This window comes from Demequina muriae (assembly GCF_030418295.1).
GTDB classification, from domain to species: domain Bacteria; phylum Actinomycetota; class Actinomycetes; order Actinomycetales; family Demequinaceae; genus Demequina; species Demequina muriae.
Window position 1 is genome coordinate 2,623,305 of the sequence record NZ_JAUHQA010000001.1, and the last position, 12,896, is coordinate 2,636,200.

Below are 12,896 nucleotides of genomic sequence, written 5' to 3' on the forward strand. Positions count from 1 at the left end.
GAGCGCCGATGCGCGGGCGGGGCCTCGCGCGAGCCTAGGCTGGGTGCGTGCATGGAATCGTCCTCCGCCTTGGTCTCGCGACGCTGGGCGCCCTCGCTCTCGCCGCTTCGTTCCCCGACCTCGGGTGGTGGCCGATGGCATACGTCGCGCTCGGCGCGCTGTGGCTGAGCCTGACCCGGGCGAGCGCGTGGGGAGGGTTCTTCTACGGTTGGATCTTCGGCACCGTGTTCATGCTTCCGCACGTGTGGTGGGCGCACGAGGCGGTGGGTCCCGTTCCCTGGGTGGCACTGTCGATCGCCTCGGGCCTGTTCTATGGGCTGTTCGGGGCCGGCTGGGTGCACGTGCACCGTTCGGGGCTGACGCGCGGCAGCGTGTGGCTCGGCGCGCTGGCGTTCGCTCTGCTGTGGACGGGCATGGAGGCGCTGCGATCCATGGTGCCCTTCGGTGGGTTCCCCTGGGGGCGAGTCGCGTTCTCCCAGCTGGACTCCACCGTGGCAAGCTTCGCGTGGATCGGCGGTGCCCCCTTCACGAGCTTCGCCGCGGCGCTGGTCGGTGCCCTCCTGGGCGTTGCCGTGGAGTCGCTGCTGAAGCGCCGCCTCATCGTCGCGATCGCCGCACCGCTCGCCGGCATCGCGGTGGTGGTCAGCGGGCTGTTCGTGCCGCTTGATGGTCAGGCCACCACCGGCACGCTCCGCGTGGGCGTGGTCCAGGGCAACGTCCCCAACGAAGGGCTCGACGCGTTCTCGCAGGCGCGGGAGGTGACGCGCAACCACCGCGACGGCACGCTCGCACTCATGGACGACGCTCCCGGCACGCTCGACCTGCTGCTGTGGCCAGAGAACTCGTCGGACTACGACCCGCGCACGGACGAGGAGTCGCGCGCTCTCGTGACGGAGGCGGCCCAGGCCGCTGACGCGCCGCTGCTGCTGGGCACCAACGACTACTCGCCGCCAGAGGGCCGCTACAACTCGATGCTGCTGTGGTCGCCCGACGGCGCCGTGATGGACTCGTACTCGAAGCAGCGGCCGGCGCCGTTCGCGGAGTACATCCCCATCCGCGACATCGCCCGGCGCTTCTCGCCCGAGGTCGACCGCGTCCAGACCGACGTGCTGGCGGGGGAGGGGCCGGCCACGGTCGCGCTGCCCGTGACCGATCTGGGCCGCACGGTCACTCTCGGCACGGTGATCTGCTTCGAGGTCGCCTACGACCGCATCGTCACCGACGCCGTCGCGGCAGGAGCCGAGATCGTCCTGGTGCCCACCAACAACGCATCGTTCGGCGAGACCGCCGAGTCGACGCAGCAGCTCGCGATGTCACGCCTGCGTGCGATCGAGACGGGCCGCGCCACCGTGCAGGCCTCGACCGTCGGGGTGAGCGCGATGATCGACCCCAGGGGACGCGTGCTCGAGGAGACGGGGCTGTTCACCGCTGAGCAGATGCACGCCACGCTGCCGCTGCGCGACGGCATCACGCCTGCGGTGCGGTTCCGGCTGGTGTGGGAGTGGGCACCGCTGCTGGGTGCCCTCGCGCTGGTGGGCACCGCCATCACCCGCAGGCTGGGGCAGCGCTACGAGTGGTGACCGCCCTTGGGAATGCAAGAACGCACGGCGCTCATGCGCCGTGCGTTCTCGTCGTCTCGGTGGAGCGGGTCAGCCGATCCGGCCTGCGCGCAGAAGCTCGAGCCGCTCGTCGAGAAGCTCTTCCAGCTCGGGAATCGAGCGACGCTCGAGCAGCATGTCCCAGTGGCTGCGCTGGACCTTCTGGTCCTTGATCTCCGAACGGTCGCCGTCGCGCAGGAGCGCGAGTGCACCGCAGCTGCACTCCCACGACAGCGGGACGTCGGCCTCGGTCGAGAAGGGAAATGTCAGGACGTGCCCGTTGGGGCAGTCGTAGTGAACGTCTTTCCGGTCCGCGAGTTCCGCGTTCGCCGGTGTCTCCATGCTCTGGGTTCCCAGTCGCATTCCACGCAATGCTCGATCAGCCATGTCAGCTCCCTCTCCTCGCAGGCGGGGGTGGTGCCTGCGTGGGAAGAACGTCCCTGCAAGCGGCTATGTTCCCTGGGTGACTTTCCCGGATGTGGGAAGGGCCGATGCGGGGGCCAGCAGACGGACGGCGACGACGCCCAGCGCGGCTCCGAGGAGCTGTGCGGCGACGAACGGCAGCACGGATCCAGGGGCGATGCCGGCGAACGTGTCGGACAGCATCCGGCCCACGGTGATGGCGGGGTTGGCGAAGCTCGTGGAGCTGGTGAAGTAGTACGCGGCACCGATGTAGGCGCCCACGGCCGGTGCGACCAGAGCGGTCCGTCCGGCGCGCACCAGCATGAAGATGACGCCGACCAGGCCGGCGGTGGCGATCACCTCGGCGAGCAGGCGGGCTGCGTCGGCACGGTCGGTGGTCGACAGCGCGACGGGGGCCAGATCGAACATGAGGTTCGCGAGGATGGCGCCTGCCGAGCAGCCGGCGATCTGGACCGCGATGTACAGGCCTGTCTCGCGCATCGGCCGGGCTCCTGGGTCGAGCACCCGCTCAGCAAGCGAGACCGCGGGGTTGAAGTGGGCGCCGCTCACCGGTCCGAGCACCGCGATCAGCACCGCCAGCGCGAGCGCCGTGGCATAGGAGTTCTGGAGGAGCTGCAGGCCCACGTCGCTCGGGCTCAGGGTGGCGGCCATGATGCCGGACCCGATGACGGCGGCCGCGAGGCCAGCCGAGCCGACGAACTCTCCCAGCAGTTTGCGGGAGCGTTCGTTCACGCGAGCAGGTCCGCGAGCAGCGCCTCGACCCGGCCGCGGATGTCGTCCCGGATGGGACGCACCGCCTCGACGCCCTGGCCGGCGGGGTCCTCGAGCTTCCAGTCCTCATAGCGCTTGCCGGGGTAGTACGGGCAGGCGTCGCCGCACCCCATCGTGATGACCGCATCGGACGCCTGGACGGCCTCCGGCGTGAGCACCTTGGGCTGCTCCTTGCGGATGTCGATGCCCTCTTCGAGCATCGCCTCGACTGCCGCGGGATTGATCTGGTCGGCGGGCATCGACCCGGCGGATCGCACCTCGACGCGACCCTGGCTGAGGTGCGTCATGTATCCGGCGGCCATCTGGGACCGGCCGGCGTTGTGGACGCACACGAAGATGACGGAAGGCTTGGTTTCGCTCATGGAACCAGGCTGTCGCACGCATCGATGGAAGTCAATATCGACAGATGTCAATACGGTGAACTATCGTCGGGAGCATGACAGTAGGGGAGAACCTGCTCGCCGACGGCGTGTGCATGCCCGGCACCGAGCTCACCGTGCCCGCCGAGGACCTTGCACCGCTCGCGGCGCGTGTCAAGGTGCTCGGGGACCCCACGCGGATGCGCATCGTGCAGATCCTCGCCGCCAACGGATCGGTGTGCGCGTGCGACCTCGAGGAGCCGTTGGGTCTCAGCCAGCCCACCGTCTCGCACCATCTGCGCCAGCTCACGGAGGCCGGGCTGGTGGTCCGCGACAAGCGCGCCACCTGGGCATTCTTCCGAGTGGCGGACGCTGAGGTCGCGGCCCTCGCCTCCGCGGTCAGGGGCCTCGCGGCGCGTTCCTAGTCGGGCACCTGGTCTCGCAGCCACCGCAGCGCGTCCGGGAGGGCCTGCACGGGGGCGACGTGCCCATCGCCTTCGCGCTCCCAGATCTCGGCCCCGATGCGCTCGGCCACCCATCGCCCGTGGCCGAGCGGGACGATGCCGTCGGCCGTGCCATGGATCAGCAGGGTGGGTGCGGCGATGGCGTCCAGGTCCACGTCCCAGTCCCGCACATACGCGAGGTCGTCGTCGATCGCTCCGTCGAGGTCGTCCGGGGTGAAGGCGCCTGCGATGTCTCCGAGCCAGCCCCACTCGCCGTCGAGGGCGGCGAGGTCGCGCTCGTTGAACTCCGGGTCGTAGCCGTCCTCTTCTGCGGAGCGCCGCTCCTGTTCGCCGCGCTCGGCGGCCGTGAGGACATGGCGTCCGGACGCGATCATGCCGTCGTACCAGTCCAGGCCGTCCGCATCGCGGGGCGCAAGTCCCGAGCCCACGATGACGGCCACCACGCGCGGGTCAGCGGCGGCGCACGCGAGAGCGTGCGGGCCGCCTCCCGAGTACCCCATGACGGCGTAGCGAGTGATGCCGAGCGCATCGGCGATGTCGGCGACGTCCGCCGCGACGTGGCCGATGTGACGCCCACCGAGACGGTCGGAGAGGCCGTATCCGGGCCGGTCGTGGCCGATCAGTCGCAGTCCCAGCTCATCGGCGAGCGCGAGCAGCGGTCGCGGCGGCAGGCCGAGCCCCGGCGTGCCGTGGTGCCAGAACACCGCGAGCGGGGCGTCCGAGTCGCGGCTGCCCGCGTCCCGCACGCCCAGTCGGCGGCCGTCCGAGGCCGTGATGGTGCGAGTCTCGTCCCCCATGGGGGGAGCCTAGCGACGCGGGGACGTCGGCGCGCGGGGTCCGGCTCGTCGCCTGCCCGAGCATGACTGACGTCAGGATGACGGCGGCGCCCACGCCCTGGAGCCACGTCAGCGTCTGGCTGAGGACGGCCCATCCGAGCGCGGTGGCCATGAGTGGAGCGAGGAAGGCGAGCACGCTGACCTGGGCGGCGGGAAGGGCCAGCACGCCCCGGAACCACAGCAGGTAGGCGACGATGGCACCCGGGCCGACGAGCCACGCGAAGCCCAGCAGGTTCGCCGTCGTGACACCGTCTGGAATGCCCTCCAGCACCAGCATCGGCGGAACGAGCACCAGACCGCCCCACACCAGCTGCCACCCGGTGAAGCTGACCAGGCCGACGGGCCGGCCCCATCTCTTGGTCAGGATGACGCCCAGCGCCGACGAGGTGCCGCCGAGCAGGCCCGCCGCGACTCCGATCCCGTCGAGCGCGGCTCCGGGGGAGAGGACGAGCATACCGACGCCGACGAACCCGAGCCCGGCTGCGATCCACGTGCGAGGGCGATGCGGCTCGCGCAGCACGGCGACCGCGAGCACCGCCACGATGAGCGGGTGGACGGCCCCGAGGGTGGCGGACACGCCACCGGGGAGGCGATAGGCGGACATGAAGAGGAGGGCGAAGAACCCGCCGATGTTGAGGAACCCGAGAACGGCCGACTTCCACCACCATGCGCCGTGGGGGAGAGTGCGCGTGAGGGCGATCAGGACGAGTCCTGCGGGGAGCGCGCGGACGGCCGATGCGAGGAGGGGGCGATCGGGAGGGAGCAGTTCGGTGGTGGTGAGATAGGTGGTGCCCCAGAGCAGAGGGGCGAGCGCGGTGGTGGCGATCATGCGGGTGCGGTTCATAGGGGACTCCTGTATCTTGATATCAAGATATACAACTAAGTCTTGATGTCAAAACATTCCGGAGGCACCCATGGATGCGGTCGAGTACTTCATGAGCCAGTGGGCTGAGGAGCGGCCCGAGCTCGATGTGACGCCGATGGCGACCATCGGCCGGCTGTCACGCATGGCTGCGCTGATCCAGGAGCGCATCGACGGGGTGTTCGCTCAGCACGACCTGCAGTCATGGGAGTTCGACGTGCTGGCGTCGCTGCGACGCTCGGGTGAGCCACATTCGCTCACGGCGGGCGAACTGGACCGCACCATGATGATCACCTCGGGCACGACGACGCACCGCATCACGCGACTCGAGGCGCGCGGGTTCGTCGAGCGCGTCCGTGACGAGGACGACCGGCGCGTGGTGCACGTGAGGCTCACCGACGATGGCCGCCGCGCATGCGACGCCGTCCACGGCGTTCACCTGGACAATGAGCGCGCGATCCTTGCGCTGATGAGCGACGATGATCGCGTCAGGCTCACCGACGGCCTGATCGCGCTGGCGGAGGCGCTCGGGGATGCGCCGCCGGCGGCTCCGCGGCGCTGAGGGCTTGATAGAGCCGCAACGCCGATAATGCACATTATGTCAATTAGTCGTGTGGTGGCGAGGCTGGTGGCGACGGCCGAGCCCTCGTCACCCCTTCCCTGACGTCGAGCATCAGCTGAGGGGTGCGACGTCCACGGACACCTCGCCACCACCTGTCCGGCCGGTACGCGATGCGCATCACGAAGTAGTTCACGTACTCGGCGACCGCGAACAGCCAGATGGCGATCGCCACCAGGCCGCCCAGGACGGTGCCGGGCCATGTGGCGACGATCCCGATCAGAGAAATCACCAGCAGTCCCACGTTGAGCGCGCGTACCGCCAGGAACACCCGGGCGAGAGCACGCGGCATACGACCCGCTCCCACCCAGCTCCGAGCCGCCAGCCAGTACGCACCGGCCTGCAGCAGCACCGCGAGCAGCGGCATGAGGGCCCACCAGACGGCCGCACGCGACTCGAGCGCGCCCCAGACGCCGTCGAGACTGAACGCCGCGACGAAGGCGAAGACGCTGGCGGCCAGCCATTCGCCCCACCCCAGCCTGGAGTAGCGTCGTCGCAGGTAGTCGCGCCGATGCTGGTCCATGGTGCGAGCCTAGCCTCGAGGTGGGCCGGGCCACGGCATGCACCGCGCGAGTCACACTCCCCTGCGGACCGCTCCGATCGCCACGCCCGTGAGCGCCACTCCCACGACCAGCGTCGCGATCCACCCCCACTGCCGCCGCGGCGGCGCTGGTGACTCGGCGAAGGCGACGCCGCGGACATAGTCGTCGAGCTGCTGGCGCCACACGTGCCACGTGTGACCACCCGACACATCATGCGTCGTCACTGGCAGACCGAGGCCCGCGTACAGGTCCGCGCGTTCCTGAGACCGGTCGCCGATCCCCTGCAGCGCATCGTGCAGGCCGGTCCCCAGGTGGATCGTGCGGGCCTCGGACATGCGGCCGAGCTCGCCGTCGGACGGTATGGCGACCGAAGCGGAGCCCAGGTCGGCGGCCGCCGACCACAGCCCGTAGCTTGAGAACAGGTCAGGGTGCTCAGCGAGCAGGTTCAGCCCGAGCGCGCCGCCCATCGACAGCCCGCCGAAGGCACGGTCCTGCCTGTCCCCGCTGGTGTGGAACGACCGCTCGACGAACGGCAGCACGCTGTCGCGCAGCTCCGCGGCGTACGCCGACAAGAAGGCGGGTTCTCCCATCTGCGCGGGTGTGAGGCCCTCGAACGACGTCGTGACGACCACGGCGGGCGGCATCGCTCCGTCCGCGATCGCGTGGTCGAGAATCGCCGCCGCTGCGCCCTGGGAGAACCACGACGTCTCATTGCCGTCGGCACCGTGGGACAGCACGAGCAGCGGATACGGTTCGGCCCGCGCAGGGTCCCAGCCCGGCGGCAGGTACACGCCGAGCGGGTGGGCGCCACCCGGCAGGGGCGACTGAGTGGAGGGGTAGGTCACATGCCGCACCTCCCCCGCTGTCTCCCCATCGCCGAGCGGGGCCAGGTGAGAGGCGTCGTCCGTGGGGAACTCGGGATGCTCCGGCACGTACACCTGGCTGAGCGTCTGGGCTGACGCCTCCGGTGCATCGGCGAAGACGGGTGGGTTCGCAGGATCGAACGTGGACTCGCAGAAGGCAGCCGCTCCGCACTCCCCCGTCACGAATCCATAGCTGTGTACTCCCGCAGGCAGCCCCATGGTGATCTCCCACACGCCGTCGGGTCCCTGTGCGAGAGAGACGGGTTCCTGGGTGAAGAGCGCGTGGGGCACGTCGCCCGCGCGCCACTCGTCCCCAGTGCGGGCATCGTGAACCATGTCAGCGCCGATGTGGGACGGATCCGTGAAGTAGACGTCGCCGACGATCGAGACCTCCGCGGCGCTGGGGGCGTCAAAGCGGAATGTCACCTGGTATCCGCTGGGCCCCTCCCCCGTTTCGCGGACCGTCGGACCGAGCGCGCTCGGGCGCGGGGGCTCGAGCGCGGTGGTGGTGGGAACGACGGCCGGGGCACCGGCCAGCACGGCGAGCGCGGCTACGGTGACCGCCACTCCCCGCACCCTCGCGCGACGGAGGTGAGAGCCGAGTCCATGGCCGCGCACTACGTCACGGGCACGCGGTCGGCGTCGTGGCACGGTCAGGCTCCCTCGTCCTCAGCCGGCTGCCTGCCGGTCGGAGGACGAGTCAATCAAGCCGAGAGGGCGGTCGAGAACGGATCGCACGACCTGTCGCGTGCGTCGCACGAATCGTTTCGCGACTGGGCGCGCGGCTGTGCGTGGAATCGAGTGCGAGAGCCGGGAAGGCTCAGACCGCGGCCACGGTTCGGAGCTCGGCGCCGACGCGCTGCGCCCAGTCGCGGATCTCCTCGAAGTCGCGGAAGTCGCCCTTGGGCGGGTTGAGGGCGCGGATGATGGCCTTCTCCCCCACGTTCAGCCGATCCCACTGCAGGCATCCGGGGAACCGCACGTGCTGCCTGGCGGCGACGTCGCGCGCGAGCGCCTCGGCCTCGTCGAGGGGCTGTCCCGGGCGCACGATGGGCTCCATGCCCACCGAGAACATGTAGACCTCGCGCTCGTGGAGGTCGATCACGTGGTCGCGGATCAGCTCTGCGGCGTCACGACGCCACAGACCGCCGTAGACGGCGCTGCCCACCACGATCGCGTCGTAGAAGTGCACACCCAGCACGTCGCAGGCGTCCTGGAAGTCCACCTCGAAACCGAGCGCGATGAGCTCATCGGCGATGGCACGGCCCACCTCGCGGGTGGACCCGTACTTGGAACCGGTGGTGACGAGAACCTTCATGACGACCTCCTGACTGGGTGATACCAGTCTGAGCCCGCGCATCGGCCCTCGGTAGGGACCTATGTCCCCAGGCACCAGCCCGTGGCGGCTACTCCACGACGAGGATGAGGTCCCCGCCGCTCAGCGTCTCGTTGCCATCGAGCACGATGCGCTTCACGGTTCCCGCCACCGGCGTGGTGATTGCGGACTCCATCTTCATCGCCTCGATCAGCGCGACCGTCTGACCGGCCGACACCTGGTCGCCCTCGTCCACGGTGACCGCGACGGCCCCGGAGAACGGCGAGCCGATCTCGCCGGGCTTCGATGCGTCCGCCTTCTCGCGCTGCACCACGTCGATCGAAGCGGCCTCGTCACGCACCTGCACGGGACGGATCGACCCGTTGTAGTTGAAGATCGCGGTGCGCTCGCCGTGGTGGTCCGGCTCGCCGATGGCCTCGAGAGAGACGATCATCCGCACGCCCTTGTCGAGCTCCACGTTGACCTCCTCGCCGCTGCCGACGGTGAGTCCGTACAGGTAGTGGAAGGTATCGATCACCGAGATGTCGCCGTACTTGTCGACGGCGACATCGAAGTCGTCGGCGGGCCCGGGGAACAGCAGGTGGTTGAGCTTGCGTCGTCGCACCTGCCCCGACTGCGCGAGCGCCTCGCGGTCCTCATCAGACAGCGGTGCCACCTCGCGGGAACTGGAGCGGCCCTCGAGCGCCTTGGTGCGGAACGGCTCGGGCCACCCGCCCGGCGGGTCGCCCAGCTCACCCTGCAGGAAGCCGATGACGGAGTCCGGGAGGTCGTACTTGTCCGGGTTCTGCTCGAAGTCGGCAGGATCAGCGCCCTTGGCCACCAGGTGAAGGGCGAGGTCGCCCACGACCTTCGACGTCGGCGTCACCTTCACCAGCCGGCCCAGGATGCGGTCCGCGGCAGCGTAGGTGTCCTCGATCTGCTCGAAGCGGTCGGCGAGCCCCAGCGAGATCGCCTGCTGGCGCAGGTTCGACAGCTGCCCGCCAGGGATCTCGTGGCGATACACGCGGCCCGTCGGTCCCGGCAGCCCTGACTCGAACGGCGCGTACAGCTTTCGCACGGCCTCCCAGTACGGCTCGAGGTCCTGAGCGGCCGCGAGCGAGATGCCCGTGTCGCGCGAAGTGTGCTCGAGAGCCGCCACCAGCGCGCTCATCGGCGGCTGGGAGGTGGTGCCGGCCATCGCCGCGCTGGCGACGTCGACAGCGTCGACCCCCGCCTCAGCGGCCGCCAGCAGGGTGCCGATCTGGCCGCCTGCGGTGTCGTGCGTGTGCAGGTGGATGGGCAGATCGAAACGCTCGCGGAGCGCGGAGACAAGCGTGTAGGCCGCAGCGGGACGCAGCAGCCCTGCCATGTCCTTGAGCGCCAGGATGTGCGCGCCAGCCTCGACGAGCTGATCGGCGAGCTTCAGGTAGTAGTCCAGCGTGTACAGATCCTCGTCGGGCGAAATCATGTTGCCGGTGTAGCAGAGCGTGGCCTCGGCGACCGACTGGCCGGTCGCGCGCACGGCCTCGATCGCGGGGCGCATCTGCTCGACGTCGTTGAGGGCGTCGAAGATGCGGAAGATGTCGATGCCCGTCTCCGTGGCCTCCTCGACGAACGCCTGAGCGACCTCGTCGGGATACGGGGTGTAGCCCACCGTGTTGCGACCGCGCAGCAGCATCTGCAGCGCGACGTTCGGCACCTCCTCGCGGAGATTCGCGAGGCGCAGCCACGGGTCCTCCGACAGGAAGCGCATGGCGACGTCGTAGGTGGCGCCGCCCCAGCATTCGATGGAGAGCAGTTCGGGCGTCATCCGTGACACGTGACCCGCAGACTTCAGCAGGTCATAGGTGCGCACGCGGGTCGCCAGCAGCGACTGGTGCGCGTCGCGCATGGTCGTGTCGGTGAGCTTGAGCTGCTTGGCCTGCCGAAGCTCGCGGGCGAACCCCTCGGGCCCGAGCTCGAGCAGCTGCTGGCGCGTGCCGGCTGGCGGCTCGACGTCCAGATCGATCTTGGGCAGCTTCACGGCAGGGTGAAGCGCCGTGTCTGCGGGATCGCCATTGGGGCGGTTGACGGTCTGGTAGCCCAGGAAGCTGAGGAGCTTGGTCGAGCGCTCCTGGCTCTCGGGCACCTCGAGCAGCTGGGGGCGCTCGTCGATGAACGAGGTGGTGACTCCCCCGGCACGGAAGTCCGGGTCGTCGATCACCGCACGCAGGAACCGGATGTTCGAGGTCACGCCGCGAATGCGGAACTCGGCCAGCGCACGCGACGCGCGGCGGGTCGCAGTCTCGAAGTCGTGGCCACGGCACGTGAGCTTGACGAGCATCGAGTCGAAGTGACCCGTGACGGTGTTGCCGGCCATGCCGGTCGCACCGTCAAGGCGCACACCCGCGCCGCCCGGCGAGCGGTAGGCGACGATTCGGCCGGTGTCGGGCAGGAAGCCGTTGGTGGGGTCCTCGGTGGTGATGCGCGTCTGCACAGCGAAGCCGTTGGTGCGCACGTCCTCCTGACGGATCCCGATCTGCTCGAGGGTCTCCCCCGCGGCGATGCGCATCTGCGCGCTCACGATGTCGAGGTCGGTGACCTCTTCGGTCACCGTGTGCTCGACCTGGATACGGGGGTTCATCTCGATGAACACGTGCTGACCGGCGCGCTCGCCCTCGGTCTCGAGCAGGAACTCGACCGTGCCAGCGTTGACATAGCCCAGCGACTCCGCGAACTTCACCGCATCGGCGCACAGTGCCTGGCGCACGTCGGGGTCGAGGTTGGGCGCGGGCGCGATCTCGACGACCTTCTGGTGGCGCCGCTGCACCGAGCAGTCCCGCTCGTACAGGTGGACGATGTTGCCCTCGTTATCCGCGAGGATCTGCACCTCGATGTGGCGGGGGCCGAGCACGGCCTGCTCAAGGAACACCGTCGGGTCACCGAACGCGTTGTCGGCCTCGCGCATGGCGGCGGCGAGCGCGTCGGGCAGGCCCTCGCGCTTGTCGACGCGACGCATGCCACGACCGCCACCGCCAGCGACGGCCTTGACGAAGATCGGGAAGCCGATCTCGTCGGCGGCGGCGATCAGATCGTCCTTGTCCTTGGACGGCTCGGAGGAGTTCAGTACGGGAACGCCAGCCGCCTTGGCGGCCTTGAGCGCCGCCACCTTGTCGCCCGCCTGGGCGAGCACCTCGGGCGGCGGGCCGATGAACGTCACGCCCTCCTGCTCGCAGCGGCGTGCCAGCTCGACGTTCTCGGAGAGGAATCCGTAGCCCGGGTAGATCGCGTCGGCACCGGAGTGCTTCGCGACCTTGATCATCTCGTCGATGTCCAGGTACGCCTTGACCGGGTGTCCCTCGTCGCCGATCTCGTACGACTCGTCTGCCTTGACACGGTGCTCGGACATGCGGTCTTCGTGGGGGAAGACCGCGACGGTCTTGGCGCCCAGCTCATAGGCGGCACGGAAGGCGCGTACAGCGATCTCTGCCCGGTTGGCGACGAGGACCTTGGAAAACATTGACTTCCCTTCGACGGTGGCTTTATCTTGCCAGGTTTGCGGGTGCGCGTCAGCAATGCCGCTGGGGCGGCAGGAGGCGCAGCGGGTCAGCTCGCTGTCGAGCGCTTCGCGCGGCGGTCGGCGAGATCGTCGACCTGGGTGGCGGCCGATGCGGGGGCGTCGCCCCGGTCGGCGGGCAGAGAGGAGAGCGATCCTTCGAGCTCGCGCCACACCTTGCCCAGGGCGATGCCGAACACTCCCTGGCCTCCCTGGACGAGGTCGATGACCTCATCGTCGGACGTGCACTCGTAGACGGATGCGCCGTCGGACATGAGCGTGATGCGGGACAGGTCCTCCACGCCCCGCTCGCGGAGCGTGCCCACGGCGGAGCGGATCTGCTGAAGGGAGACGCCCGAGTCGAGCAGGCGCTTGACCACGCGCAGCACCAGGATGTCGCGGAAGCCGTAGAGACGCTGCGTGCCGGAACCGGTGGCGGCCTTCACGCTCGGCTCGACCAGCCCGGTGCGTGCCCAGTAGTCCAGCTGACGGTAGGTGATGCCTGCAGCCTTGCAGGCCGTGGGGCCGCGATAACCCGTGTTCTCGTCCAGGTGTGCGAGGCCGTCGTCGAACAGGATGCCCTGGTCGGACACTGAGGTCAGCCCTGGACCATCCTGCTCTGACATCGCATCTCCTTGCGTTGGAACCCTCGTCACCACGGTAGAGCGGCGGCCCTCACCGGTCAACGACATCGCCGCTGCGCCGGTGG

General features: G+C 69.5%; 13 protein-coding genes. 3 read left to right on the plus strand and 10 right to left on the minus strand.

Going from position 1 to position 12,896, the window contains the following annotated elements; all coding sequences use genetic code 11:
* The first annotated feature begins 47 nt into the window (after positions 1 to 47).
* A complete protein-coding gene (lnt, locus tag QQX02_RS12370; protein ID WP_301143451.1) occupies positions 48 to 1,580 on the plus strand; it encodes an apolipoprotein N-acyltransferase in 1,533 nt (510 codons plus the stop codon).
* A gap of 69 nt (positions 1,581 to 1,649) precedes the next feature.
* Here lnt and QQX02_RS12375 read toward each other — a convergent pair whose 3' ends face one another.
* The 3 genes from QQX02_RS12375 to QQX02_RS12385 all read right to left on the minus strand — a co-directional run bounded on the left by QQX02_RS12375 (position 1,650) and on the right by QQX02_RS12385 (position 3,154).
* Entirely contained in the window at positions 1,650 to 1,985 is a 336-nt protein-coding gene (locus QQX02_RS12375; protein WP_062133750.1) for an RNA polymerase-binding protein RbpA, read from the minus strand.
* A gap of 63 nt (positions 1,986 to 2,048) precedes the next feature.
* Entirely contained in the window at positions 2,049 to 2,753 is a 705-nt protein-coding gene (locus tag QQX02_RS12380) for an aquaporin (protein WP_301143453.1), read from the minus strand.
* A complete protein-coding gene (locus QQX02_RS12385) occupies positions 2,750 to 3,154 on the minus strand; it encodes an arsenate reductase ArsC (protein ID WP_301143454.1) in 405 nt (134 codons plus the stop codon). Before QQX02_RS12385 ends, QQX02_RS12380 begins: the two co-directional genes overlap by 4 nt.
* 74 nt (positions 3,155 to 3,228) lie before the next feature.
* Between QQX02_RS12385 and QQX02_RS12390 the strand changes: the two genes are divergently transcribed.
* A complete protein-coding gene (locus tag QQX02_RS12390; protein ID WP_301143455.1) occupies positions 3,229 to 3,576 on the plus strand; it encodes an ArsR/SmtB family transcription factor in 348 nt (115 codons plus the stop codon).
* Here the strand turns inward: QQX02_RS12390 and QQX02_RS12395 are convergent.
* Both QQX02_RS12395 and QQX02_RS12400 read right to left on the minus strand, forming a co-directional pair.
* Positions 3,573 to 4,361 carry an alpha/beta fold hydrolase gene (locus QQX02_RS12395; protein ID WP_301143753.1) on the minus strand — a complete coding sequence of 263 codons (789 nt, stop codon included), beginning with the start codon at positions 4,359 to 4,361 and terminating at the stop codon, positions 3,573 to 3,575. The genes QQX02_RS12390 and QQX02_RS12395 overlap by 4 nt on opposite strands.
* Positions 4,252 to 5,295 carry an EamA family transporter gene (locus QQX02_RS12400; RefSeq protein WP_301143456.1) on the minus strand — a complete coding sequence of 348 codons (1,044 nt, stop codon included), beginning with the start codon at positions 5,293 to 5,295 and terminating at the stop codon, positions 4,252 to 4,254. The genes QQX02_RS12395 and QQX02_RS12400 overlap by 110 nt, the downstream gene beginning before the upstream one ends.
* Before the next feature lie 70 nt (positions 5,296 to 5,365).
* Between QQX02_RS12400 and QQX02_RS12405 the strand changes: the two genes are divergently transcribed.
* Complete coding sequence (locus tag QQX02_RS12405; protein ID WP_301143457.1) at positions 5,366 to 5,875, plus strand: MarR family winged helix-turn-helix transcriptional regulator; 510 nt, start codon at positions 5,366 to 5,368, stop codon at positions 5,873 to 5,875.
* A 43-nt stretch (positions 5,876 to 5,918) separates the two neighbouring features.
* Here the strand turns inward: QQX02_RS12405 and QQX02_RS12410 are convergent, their stop codons facing one another.
* The 5 genes from QQX02_RS12410 to QQX02_RS12430 all read right to left on the minus strand — a co-directional run bounded on the left by QQX02_RS12410 (position 5,919) and on the right by QQX02_RS12430 (position 12,813).
* Positions 5,919 to 6,455, minus strand: a complete 537-nt coding sequence (locus QQX02_RS12410; RefSeq protein WP_301143458.1) for a hypothetical protein — start codon at positions 6,453 to 6,455, stop codon at positions 5,919 to 5,921.
* A 51-nt stretch (positions 6,456 to 6,506) separates the two neighbouring features.
* The gene (locus QQX02_RS12415) at positions 6,507 to 7,904 is read right to left on the minus strand and encodes an alpha/beta hydrolase-fold protein (RefSeq protein WP_301143459.1); all 1,398 of its coding nucleotides are present in this window, start codon (positions 7,902 to 7,904) and stop codon (positions 6,507 to 6,509) included.
* 253 nt (positions 7,905 to 8,157) lie between these two features.
* Positions 8,158 to 8,655 (minus strand): flavodoxin domain-containing protein, encoded by a 498-nt coding sequence (locus QQX02_RS12420; RefSeq protein ID WP_062133779.1) that lies wholly within the window; start codon positions 8,653 to 8,655, stop codon positions 8,158 to 8,160.
* 88 nt (positions 8,656 to 8,743) lie between these two features.
* Entirely contained in the window at positions 8,744 to 12,151 is a 3,408-nt protein-coding gene (locus QQX02_RS12425; protein ID WP_301143461.1) for a pyruvate carboxylase, read from the minus strand.
* 86 nt (positions 12,152 to 12,237) lie between these two features.
* Entirely contained in the window at positions 12,238 to 12,813 is a 576-nt protein-coding gene (locus QQX02_RS12430; RefSeq protein WP_301143462.1) for a MerR family transcriptional regulator, read from the minus strand.
* Positions 12,814 to 12,896 lie beyond the last annotated feature (83 nt).